Raw genomic sequence first — 11,290 nt, forward strand, 5'->3', positions numbered from 1 at the left:
TGCGATGACAGGGGGTGGCGCAGCAGTGCATGCCGTTGATATCCGTCGGCTATTCCCCGGACTCCACGACATCATTTATCTCAATACGGCCAGCATCAATGTTGGCCGCGCCCCGGCCCGAGCAGCCTATGAGTTGGCGGTCGAACGCTGGTCTGCTGGCCGGTTTGACTGGACAGAGGCGGAACAGGCGGGGGAGGACTCCCGGGCCATTTTTGCCGAGATTGTTGGCGCCAGGGCCGGCGAGATTGCCATCGTTCCTGCCGTGAGTACTGCTGCGGGAATTATTGCCGCTAACCTGCCGTCAGCGAAGTTCGGTGAGAACATCGTCGTCGCAGAGAATGAGTTCGCCTCGAACTGCTTTCCCTGGCTCCTGCCTCGAGAACGCGGTTACGAAGTGCGCACGGTGGCGCCCGGCGGAGATGGCGTGTCGGTGCAGGAGGTTCGTCAGGCGGTCGACGGCGGGACCCGCCCGATCGCGGTAAGTGCCGTTCATTCGGCCAACGGCTATCGAGCTGACCTGGCGGCCATTGGCCGGGTTGCTGCCGGGTCTGGAGCATGGTTCTTCGTCGACGCTTGCCAGGCGGCCGGGGCCGTGCCGCTAGACGTTGTGCGCGACGGCGTCGATTTCCTCTCGACATGTCGATGGCGTGGTTTCCCGCCATGGCACCACCGTCTCCGTCCGGGTCAGACGCCGATGCGGTCCTGGCGCGGCTCCGCCAGGCAAACGTGGTGGTCTCGGTCCGCGCCGGCAGAATACGGCTGGCAGTACATTTCTACAACCTGGATGAAGAAATCGATCGCGTCGCCGAGCTCATCGGACACCCGTGAATTGACCGTAAACCGGCATGACCACGGGTGTCGGCGTAGATCCACTCGTGGTGGGAGCGCCATTGCCTGTCGACCCGAGTTGGCCCCACTTACAGCTATGCGGCCATCTTCCGTTCCCGTGCCCTTGAGCGTCTGATCGCTCCAGGGATAGCATTGCCGGCACGGGCCTCGGTGGCCCACCTGTACACGTGGTGCCGGTCAGGGACTTGCGGGGGGCGACGTCGATCAGATCGAGGAGACGGCGATGGTGGAGACATCTGCAGAGGCGGCATCAGCGGAGCTGATGGTCGGCCTGATCATCTCCCTGGACGGGTACGCCTCGGCCGAGGGATGGCCCGGCTGGTGGGGCCTGGAGGGGCCGGAATACCTGGGGTGGCTCGAGCAGGAGGGGGAGAAGGGCTACACCTTCCTTCTCGGGGCGAACACGTATCGGGTGATGTCCAGCATGTCAGAGGATGCAGCGTCCGGCGGCTCGGGATTCTCCGAGAATGAGGGGGCTAGTCTGACCGGCCTTGCCGCCGTGCCCAAGGTCGTCTTCTCCTCCACGCTGCAGGCGCCTCTGACTTGGCCGAACTCGGAGTTGGTCACCGGGGACGCGGTCGAAGCCGTGACGGAATTGAAACGGACCCGGACGGGACCCTTGAGCACCCTCGGCAGCCTCAGCCTCTGCCGGTCGCTGCTGACCGCCGGCCTCGTGGACAGGTTCCGGCTGGTCGTCTTCCCGGTGATCACCGGCCGCACCGGGCGGGAGCGGATCTATGACGGCTATCCGGACGTCTCGCTCGACATGGTGGACAGCAGGACCTTCGACGGCCGGCTCCAGCTGCTCGAGTACGTCCCCACCGTGCTCAGCGGCCCGCCGGGCAGCGGTCCTACCTGAGTCCATCCGTGCGGAATCCCTCGCACCCCACGTACACGTGACGCGACGCTAACCGGTTGACCAACAACTGCGCGTGTGCTTGTTTATACCCGTAGCGCAGATCCAGAAGGGGTGTCACCACGACATGAGGTTGACGACGACGACTAACGTCTCGGTGGACGGCGTGATGCAAGGGTTGGGCGGATCTGACGAAGATCGCAGCGGCGGTTTCGAGCGCGGCGGATGGGCCATACCCCTTCTCGATAGTGAAACCGGGGACTATCTCAACCAGGTCTACGGCGGTGCGGCCGCGTTCCTCTTCGGCAGGCGGACGTACGAGATCTTCGCCGGCTACTGGGGAGCGATGATCGATCCGAGCACGAGCCCGATCGCCGCAGCACTGAACAGCCGGCCCAAGTACGTGGCATCGACCAGCCTCACCGACCCGCAGTGGGCGGGCACGAGTGTGCTGACCGGCGACGTCGCCGCTGCCGTCCGTGACCGAAGGCGCAGCAGGACGGCGAACTGCTGGTGCCCGGCAGCGGTGCCCTCGTCCGGTGGCTGCTTGCCAACGACCTGGTCGACCAGCTCGACCTGATCACCTATCCCGTCGTCGTCGGCCAGGGCAGGCGGCTGTTCCCCGAAACGGGTCCGGACGTCGCGCTCGATCTGGTCAACTCGCGGACCACTGCGCGGGGCATCACCATCCAGGCTTATCGGCCTCTTGGGCGCCCGGAGTACGCAACGTCCTCGGCTGACCCGAACGCATGACCTAGCTGCGCGACCGATGCCGAAGCCGATGCCTACGACCGAACGGTTCGAGGATGGGTACTACTCGTGATTGGCCGCGCGCAGACAGAAGCAAGAAGCTGACCGCTAGGTGGGGGAGCGGGCGCGGCTGCTCGGGCAGGAATCGCCGAGCACCTTCACCCGTCCAGCCCGGCGAGCGGGGTCACCCGTTCGCCCTGGACAGAATGCCTCGCCCTTGGGGACTGAGGATTCTTGCCGGTGACGAACACCGCGCCGGCCCGGACCAGCGCTACTGAGACAGGCGTCGCTGACCGCGTGCCCATGGGCTAAGTGGCGCCATGCGAAAACTCATAGTCCAGCAGTGGGTTACCGTCAACAACATAGCCGCCGAGGAAGACGGCGGCCTCAGCTTCGTGTCGGGGGAGCCCTTGTCCGAAACGGACACCAGTGCGTTCAAGGCGAACGTGATGGGGTTCATCGACTCCGTCGACACGATGATTCTGGGCGCGAATACCTACAATCAGAACAAGGACTACTGGCCGTACGCCGATGAGCAGGGCGAGTACGGCGAGAAGCTCAACAACCTCACCAAGTTCGTCGCCTCGTCGAAGCTGGATGACGCGCCTTGGGGTGACTTTCCCGCCGCGACCGTGACGCGCGACCCGGTCGCCACCATTCGGGAGCTTAAGGAGCAGGGCGGCAAGGACATCTGGCTGTGGGGGAGCCTGAGGCTCATGTATTTCCTCATGGACGCCGGCGTCGTCGACGAAGTCCGGATGCTGGTCTGCCCGGCGTCACCGGGAATTCCACACTCTCGATTCTTCCCGGATCGTCGAGTGCCCCGCGTCAGCGCATCCCTCCGGATCAAGCGGATGGCACGACCTCGCACATAGAGTGATTCCTACTGGTGACCCGGAGTATTGGCGGAGGCGGTGATACTTCATCAGATGCAATCGTCGCTATTCAACTTGACATAATGTAGATTATCGGCGTTTGAGGCACGGGAGTAGAAGTAGCTGCAAGAACTCCCGTCCACTGAGGAATTCATCGAACGACACTCGACTCTGCCGCGGCCTATGCCGGCTACGTAGCTGCTGTCAGCGAGGTCTGCCGGGGCCGCTAAGCCAGCATGCCAAGGGCTTGAAGCACCTGAGAGACTTTCATCATGACCATCGACATCAAAGCCATGCTCCATCGGGTCGTAGCTGAGGTGTTCGACGAGAACTTCGCCCTGGCGAACGTCAGCTCAAGCGATGATTCCTGGCTCCATGGCGTCCATGTGAGCAACTGCTCCGACAAGGACCGCACAGCAATTATCCGAGCCAGCTGCGGGTGGATGGACGCCCATGTCCCTGAGCTGAACGTCCAGACCATCCTTTTCGACGAAGACGACGTGGAGGCGGAGAAAGAAGCCGAGTTTCGAAGGCTCTGCTTCGTAATGCGTGCCTACCTTCAAGGGGAAGGGTGCGAATGGACAACTCCTGGCCAATGAATGCCTGCGCACGCCAGTTAAAGTACGAGAGTCACAGTGGCCACGAGAACGCCATCTTGCCGAAACGCTTCGACTAACACCGTCCGATGAATTCCTGCGCATGACAGTTAAGTACGACGAGCTCACCGTCCTGCGCGCCACCGCCGCCATCGTGGTTAAAAGGGCCGAGTGCAAATCGTTCGTGATCAGATTTTCGGAAAGATTTTCCCTGATCCAGCGCATTACCGGCCGTCCGACGAAGTGCCGTACAGACTAAGCAGGCTCTTGCCTTGCAGCTTCTGATGGCCCCCGGATACATGCCTATGTGTAAGCGCAATTGCTGCGTCCCACATCAACACGTCCTCTGCCGTTTAGCCTGCCGCCCACTGTCGGGTTAATAAGGGCGTGCGAGCATTCCGGCTACGACCCGGATCCACCCAGGTATGCGTCCTTAACTACAGACGGCGTTGCGCCCTGGAGGACCCAGCGGTTGCCATCCGGATCACCGAAGTAGGCAAACTGCACTCCGCCCATGTCCTGGATCTCGCTGATATCGGCACCGCGCCTCACGAGCTCGGCGCGTACAGCGCCCAGGTCGGGTACGACGAGCTGCAGTCCCTCAAGGGTGCCCGGCGTCATGCTGGTCATTCCCGTGCCGATCACGATGGAGGCAGCCGAACCTGGCGGAGTGAGCTGCACCACCCTCATTCCGGGGATGTGCTCAACGTCGTGATCGAGCACAAAGCCCAGCTTCTCGGTATAGAACGATTTCGACGCGTCGACATCGGCCACCGGTACCTGAACAACTTCAAGGCGCATCTCCATGCGTCTCACAGTACCGTCCGCCCGGGACGCAGCTGCGTTCGGCACGACTGCTGGAATTGACGAAACCCCCACTGTCCCCTCCATTGGCGAAGCTCCGGTCAGGTGGTCGACCGAAGGTTCGGCCATTGTGCCCGGCTAAACCTGAGGGCTTGCTGAGAAGGCGGGCAGCGGGTCGAAGCCCCATCGAAAACGGAAGTGATCCCGCTCCCCCGGCCATGCCACGACCCCGGCATCCCGGCGAAATGAGGAACGGCATCCGCCGCCGAAGCACTCCGTTGGGCCGGGCAATGGCGGCCGGGCATTTTCCCTCCGAGTTCTGAGGGAAATCTCAGGAATGGCTTTTAGTGTGGCGTCAGGCCCCCGAGTTATCGGCTTGGCGGGCCTGCCGCTAGGAAAGCCCCCGCAACGCCTCGAAGGCGCCGGGGGCTTTTCTTGTGCCGCCACTGAGCCTCCACGCCAGCCCCGAGATCGTGAACCAAGCCGGCCGGCTGCCGGCCACTGAACGGGTCTTGATCCGACGTCGGCCTGTTCCACCGAGGGCTGGATCGTGCCACCTTGTAGTTGCCTTGGGTAACCCCCGGAACGAGGGGACTTTTTCCGGGGATCGCGTCCTTGGTCCAAGGTTTTCCGGAGAAGTGCACCCAATCATGGGCGCGTCCTATCCCTCGAATCGGCAGGTGTGCCATGAAACTCTCAGCCAGATCCGGCCTGGCAGTGCAAGATAAGCCCCCAGGCCCCAACCAACTACCCCCCGCCCGGCGCCAGCGGCGACGCGTCACCGGCAAGCGTTCCGGCAAGCATTCCACTACGTTCCGGCTGGTCAGCGCAGCAACAGCCCTCGCCCTCCCGTTGGCCATGGGGCTGCCGGTCATCGCGGCCCAGGCGGTCACCGCCCCGGTCGGGCAGGGCTTCACCGTCACCGCCTCAGACCTCGCCTACATCCTCAAGCAGATCAAGATCGCGGAAGCTCACGTGGCCAACACCACCTCCGTGACCGGCCCCTGCGGTGCCCTCATCGGAACGGGCCCGAACCAGATTCCCGACGCACTGACCTCCTACGGTCTGCGGACCGTCGACGGCTCCTGCAACAACCTGATCGCCGGCCGCGAGACCTTCGGCCAGTCTGACCAGACATTCCCCCGCTACGCCACGCCGGTCTTCAACGATGCAGACCCCGTGCCGGCAGGCTTCGGCCCTCCGGGCCCGTCGTCCTACAAGCAGAAAACCGGCAACGTTTTCGACAGCAAGCCCCGCGACATCAGCAACCTGATCGTGGACCAGACCTCCACCAACCCCGCTGCCGTGGCCGCAGCCGGGTTCCCCGTCCGGACCCAGGGCAACGTTGGCGTTCACCCCTGCACCACGGACCCCGATCCCCTGGCCGTTCCCCCGGTGGCCGGCGTTCCCGACGGATGCGTGCCGTCGCACAACACGCTCTTCATCCCGAACGTCACCACTGACGTCGGCCTTTCACCGCCCTACAACTCGATGTTCACCCTCTTCGGGCAGTTCTTCGACCACGGCGTGGACCAGACCGTCAAGAGCGGCGGCAACGTCTTCGTGCCGCTCCGGGACGACGATCCGCTGGTCGCCGGCAAGGACCACATCTTCGGCAACGCGGATGACCTGCCAGCCAACCAGCGCTTCATGGTGCTGACCCGTGCGCAGAACCAGCCCGGACCCGACGGGATCATGGGCACCGCCGATGACGTCCAGGACGCGTCCAACACCGACTCCCCCTACGTGGACCAGTCGCAGACGTACACGTCCCACCCCTCACACCAGGTGTTCCTGCGGGAGTACGTGGACAACGCAGACGGCAAGCCGGTCTCGACCGGCAAGCTGCTCGGCGGGGAAGCCGGCACCAAGTCGGCCAACGGCATGGCCACCTGGGCCACCACCAAGGCCCAGGCCGCAAAGCTTCTCGGCATTCAACTGCTCGACAAGGACGTGCTGAACGTCCCCCAGATCGCAGTGGACCCCTACGGCAAGTTCATCCCTGGTCCCGCCCGCGGGCTCCCGCAGTTCGTCACGGCAACCGGACTCGTGGAGGCCGATCGCACTGACAACAGCGGCAAGGGCACCCTGGTGCCGGCCAACGTCAAGTACTTCGACACCCCGTTCCTGACGGACATCGCCCACAACGCCGACCCGTCCCCGCAGGACACGGACCACAACCCGTCCACTCCGCCCGTCACTCCCCTGCCGGATGCGGACACTACGGCCTCGGCAGACTTCGCCAGCCAGCCCCCCGGCACGTACGACGACGAAATGCTGAACGCGCACTTCATCGCCGGGGACGGCCGCGTCAACGAGAACATCGGCCTGTCCACCATCCACCAGGTCTTCCACTCCGAGCACGACCGCCTGGTGGAAGACTTCAAGACCACCCTGACCAACGACACGTCGGCCAAGGGCATTGCAGCACTGGCCGAGTGGAAATCCGCTCTGGGCACACCCGACGGCTGGAACGGCGAGCGCCTCTTCCAGGCCGCCCGCTTCGTCACCGAGATGGAGTACCAGCACCTGGTCTTCGAGGAGTTCGCCCGCAAGGTCCAGCCCGCAATCCAGCCGTTCCACGTCTACCACACGGACATCAACGCGGCCATCCACGCAGAATTCGCCCACGCGGTCTACCGGTTCGGACACTCAATGCTGACCGAGACCATCGCCCGCACCAACCCGGACGGGACCGACAACTCCATCCCGCTGCTGAACGGCTTCCTCAACCCGCCGTCCTACACCGACGACGGCCATGGAGGCCAGCTCACCTCGGAACAGGCTGCGGGCGCGGTCGTCATGGGCATGAGTGACCAGACCGGCAACGAACTCGATGAGTTTGTGACCGATACGCTGCGCAACAACCTGCTGGGCCTTCCGCTGGACCTCGCGACGATCAACATGACCCGTGCACGGGAGGCAGGCGTTCCGCCCCTGAACGAGGTGCGCCGCCAGATCCACGACTCCACCGGAGACGGCCAGCTCACGCCATACACGAGTTGGGCCGACTTTGGCCAGAACATCAAGCACCCTGAGTCACTGATCAACTTTGTCGCCGCCTACGGCACCTACCCGACCATCACCGGCGCAACCACGCTGGCTGACAAGCGGGCAGCTGCCAAGGCCATCGTGGACCCGGGCCCCGGTGCAACGCCTCCCACCGCCGACATGATGGACTTCATGAACAGCGCCGGCGCGTGGGCCAACCAGGAGACCGGCCTGAACAAGGTCGACCTGTGGGTGGGCGGACTCGCTGAGAAGACCAACCTCTTCGGCGGCCTGCTGGGCAGCACCTTCAACTACGTGTTCGAGAACCAGCTCACCGATCTCCAAAACGGCGACCGGCTGTACTACCTGGCACGCACGCCCGGCATGAACCTGCGCACCCAGCTCGAGGGCAACAGCTTCGCCGAGATGATCATGCGCAACACCGACGGCACGCACACGCTGAAGGCCGACGTCTTCGCCACGGCCGACTGCAAGTTCCAGCTGGGCAATCTCGCCGGCACCCCGGAGGGTTATCTCGCTTCCGGCCCCTCCGTCGCCGACGATCCGACCACACCGGACTGCAACGAGAACCTGCTGCTCCTGCGCAAGCCGGACGGCACCATCCAGTACCAGGAGAAGAACACGGTCGACCCGTCGGGCATCAACGGCCAGTCGGTCTACAACGGCACCGCCAATGCGGACCGGGTGGCAGGCGGCAACGACAACGACACGATCTGGGGCAATGCCGGTAACGACGTTATTGAGGGCCAGGGCGGTGATGACGTTGCCCTGGGCGGCGACGGCAATGACCGCATCACGGACCTCTCCGGCGCCGACGTCCTCAAGGGCGGTCCCGGCAACGACTACCTCAACTCCGGCATCGGCGACGACATCATGATGGGCGGCGACGGCCAGGACTTCACCAACGGCGGAGCCAACGACAACGAGACCTTTGCCGGCCCCGGCAACGACTTCGTGCGGGCCGGTGACGGTGCCGACGCCGTCTTTGGCGATGGAGGTGACGACTGGATTCAGGGCGGCTCAGGCCAGGACCTGCTCCAGGGCGACCATGGTGCACCGTTCTTCGACGACCCGGCCCAGACCAAGCCGGGAAATGACATCATGATCGGCCAAGTAGGCGAGAACGACTACGACGCGGAAGGCGGCGACGATCTCATGGCGTCGAATGCGGCGATCGACCGTTTCGCCGGTGCGGCCGGTTTCGACTGGGCCATCCACCAGTACGACACGGTGGGCGCCAACGATGACATGAAGATCAACCAGAACCTTGCCGGCCTCCCGCTGCAGATCGTGGTCAACCGTGACCGGTGGCAGGAAACTGAGGCCAACTCCGGTTCCGCGTTCAACGACGTCATCAAGGGCGACGACGTGGTGCCCAGTGCCGTGGGCGGTGCAGGCTTCAGCGGCTGCGACGTGCTCGACCAGACGGGCATCGACCGCATCGCGGGCCTGGCCAATCTCCTCCCCGCTCCGAGCACCCCGCTCGCCCCGGTGGAAGCGGCATCCGCCATGGGCGTCTGCCCGCTCGAGGGCCCTGTCTGGGGAGATGGAAACATCCTCCTCGGCGGCCTCGGCAGCGACAGCATCGAGGGCCGCGGCGCCAACGACGTGATCGACGGCGACCGGTACGTCCAGGTGCGGATCAGCGTGCGGACCAACCCGGCCGACGCCGCAACGGAAATCGGCAGCACGGACCTCATGGAGCACACCTACCAGGCGGGCAACCCCCATACCCTGGAGGCGGACGTTGCCGCCGGTGTCATCGATCCCGGCAACCTAGTCGCGGTCCGCGAGGTCATCACCCCCACGGCAGCCCAGACCGCCGGCAACATCGACACCGCGGTGTTCTCCGGTCCCCAGGCCAACTACACCGTCACCACTACCGGCGGCGACGGCACCATTGGCTCGGCGGGCTCGACCACCACGGTGACCGACAACGTCGGCACCGATGGCACCGACACCTTGCGGAACATCGAGGTGCTCGCCTTTTCCGACACTGTTGTCACCAACGCTCCGGTCATCGGCATTGCGACAGCCGGCAACGCTCGGGCCACAGTTACGTGGACAGCGCCGACCATCGGCGTAGCCAGCAGCTTCAACGTGAAGGTACTGGATGTCACGACCAACCCGGCCGGAGTCCAGGTGGGAGCCTTGCTCCCCGCAGCCGGCACGGACACGAGCCTGGTGGTTCCTGGCCTGACCAACGGGAATCACTATGTTTTCCAGGTCTCGGCAACCAACGCACAGGGCACCAGCCCGTTCTCGGCATCATCCAACGTAGTCACTCCGGCGCCAACGGCGGAACTGACTGTTGCGGACGCTCCGACCCTCGTGACCGCAACTGCCGGTGACGGCACGGCAACGCTCAACTGGACCGCTCCGGCCTCGGACGGCGGCTCGCCCATCACCGGATTCACCGTGCGTGCCTTCGACGGAACCACGTTGGCTGCGACCCAGCCGGTCACCGGCAACGTGACCACCGCCGTCGTTACTGGGCTCACCAACGGGACTGCCTATACGTTCGACGTGGCGGCGGTCAACGCAGTAGGCACTGGAGGGGCCTCGGCCGCCTCCGCGGCAGTGACACCTGCAGCACCAGTGACACTGGTAGCTCCGGGAGCCGCCCGCAACGCCGCCGGTGTGGCCGGCAATGCCCAGGTAACCCTCAGTTGGCTCGCTCCGCTGCCGGTACCCAACGCGGCACCGGTCACGGGCTTCGAAATCCGCACGTTCGTAGGGACCAGTACCACCCCCGTGCGGACAACAACTGTAGGAACGGGCACCAGTGCAGTGGTGAACACCCTGATCAATGCGACCGGCTACACCTTCGATGTTGCAGCGACCAGTACCGCAGGAACGGGGGCACGGTCGGCCCGCACGGCCCTCGTGACGCCCCGCTCGGAGTTCATCGCTCCGACCGTGACGGCCAGGACGCCAGCTGCTGGCGCCAGGTCCGTCAACCAAGGAGGCAACGTGACCGCGACGTTCAGCGAAGCGGTCGCAAATGTCGGCACCGGAACGTTCGCCCTGCGGCTCAACGGTTCGGCGACCGCGATCCCCGCCACGGTGACGTACAACAACGCCACGAGGACGGCGACGCTGGATCCGAATGCGAACCTGCTGCCGGACCGCACGTACACCGCATCTATGTCCTCGATCAGGGATACGGCCGGCAACACGATCGCGTTCACGTCGTGGCAGTTCACCACCGGCCCGGCGCCCACGCTGGTTTCGGTATCACCGGGCATCGGCACCACCGGAGCCCGCCGCACCGCCAACATCACGGCGCGGTTCAGTGAGAACATCACCGGCGTTTCGGCGGCCACTGTACGGGTCACGAGAGTGTCCAACGGCGCAACTGTCACTGCCGCTCTCGGGTTCAACAGCACGAACCGGACGCTGACCATCAACCCGGGCTCCACCCTCCTGGCCAACACGCAATACCGGGTCACCATCACCGGCGGCACAGGAGCAGTCCGCGACCTCGCGGGCAACCCGTTCGCCACCCGCACCTGGGTGTTCACGACGGGATCCGCCCTCTAGGGCTA

General features: G+C 64.6%; 8 protein-coding genes. 7 read left to right on the forward strand and 1 reads right to left on the reverse strand.

From position 1 onward, the window contains the following. The first annotated feature begins 25 nt into the window (after positions 1-25). The 6 genes from B1A87_RS06665 (at position 26) to B1A87_RS06685 (ending at position 3,929) form a co-directional block, all read left to right on the forward strand. Positions 26-964 (forward strand): aminotransferase class V-fold PLP-dependent enzyme, encoded by a 939-nt coding sequence (locus tag B1A87_RS06665; protein ID WP_260680717.1) that lies wholly within the window; start codon positions 26-28, stop codon positions 962-964. Between the two features lie 108 nt (positions 965-1,072). After that, positions 1,073-1,708, forward strand: a complete 636-nt coding sequence (locus B1A87_RS06670) for a dihydrofolate reductase family protein (protein ID WP_078027812.1) — start codon at positions 1,073-1,075, stop codon at positions 1,706-1,708. Between the two features lie 130 nt (positions 1,709-1,838). Next, positions 1,839-2,285, forward strand: a complete 447-nt coding sequence (locus B1A87_RS06675) for a dihydrofolate reductase family protein (RefSeq protein ID WP_260680718.1) — start codon at positions 1,839-1,841, stop codon at positions 2,283-2,285. Then, positions 2,219-2,458 carry a dihydrofolate reductase family protein gene (locus B1A87_RS23675; protein WP_260680719.1) on the forward strand — a complete coding sequence of 80 codons (240 nt, stop codon included), beginning with the start codon at positions 2,219-2,221 and terminating at the stop codon, positions 2,456-2,458. The genes B1A87_RS06675 and B1A87_RS23675 overlap by 67 nt, the downstream gene beginning before the upstream one ends. A 317-nt stretch (positions 2,459-2,775) precedes the next feature. Continuing rightward, entirely contained in the window at positions 2,776-3,330 is a 555-nt protein-coding gene (locus B1A87_RS06680) for a dihydrofolate reductase family protein (RefSeq protein WP_078027811.1), read from the forward strand. A gap of 272 nt (positions 3,331-3,602) precedes the next feature. Beyond that, positions 3,603-3,929, forward strand: a complete 327-nt coding sequence (locus B1A87_RS06685) for a hypothetical protein (RefSeq protein WP_078027810.1) — start codon at positions 3,603-3,605, stop codon at positions 3,927-3,929. Between the two features lie 399 nt (positions 3,930-4,328). Here B1A87_RS06685 and B1A87_RS06690 read toward each other — a convergent pair whose 3' ends face one another. Continuing rightward, the gene (locus tag B1A87_RS06690) at positions 4,329-4,733 is read right to left on the reverse strand and encodes a VOC family protein (RefSeq protein WP_078027809.1); all 405 of its coding nucleotides are present in this window, start codon (positions 4,731-4,733) and stop codon (positions 4,329-4,331) included. Between the two features lie 684 nt (positions 4,734-5,417). Here B1A87_RS06690 and B1A87_RS06695 point away from each other — a divergent pair. After that, on the forward strand, positions 5,418-11,285 hold the full coding sequence (locus tag B1A87_RS06695; protein WP_139362760.1) for a peroxidase family protein: 5,868 nt from the start codon (positions 5,418-5,420) through the stop codon (positions 11,283-11,285). Positions 11,286-11,290: the final 5 nt, after the last annotated feature.

This window comes from Arthrobacter sp. KBS0703 (genome assembly GCF_002008315.2).
Taxonomy (GTDB): domain Bacteria; phylum Actinomycetota; class Actinomycetes; order Actinomycetales; family Micrococcaceae; genus Arthrobacter.

Bases quoted from the DNA above. Each gene is read 5' to 3' on its own strand.
- B1A87_RS06670 (WP_078027812.1), top strand. From the start codon at position 1,073: ATGGTGGAGACATCTGCAGAGGCGGCATCAGCGGAGCTGATGGTCGGC.
- B1A87_RS06680 (WP_078027811.1), top strand. From the start codon at position 2,776: ATGCGAAAACTCATAGTCCAGCAGTGGGTTACCGTCAACAACATAGCC.
- B1A87_RS06685 (WP_078027810.1), top strand. From the start codon at position 3,603: ATGACCATCGACATCAAAGCCATGCTCCATCGGGTCGTAGCTGAGGTG.
- B1A87_RS06690 (WP_078027809.1), bottom strand. From the start codon at position 4,733: ATGGAGATGCGCCTTGAAGTTGTTCAGGTACCGGTGGCCGATGTCGAC.
- B1A87_RS06695 (WP_139362760.1), top strand. From the start codon at position 5,418: ATGAAACTCTCAGCCAGATCCGGCCTGGCAGTGCAAGATAAGCCCCCA.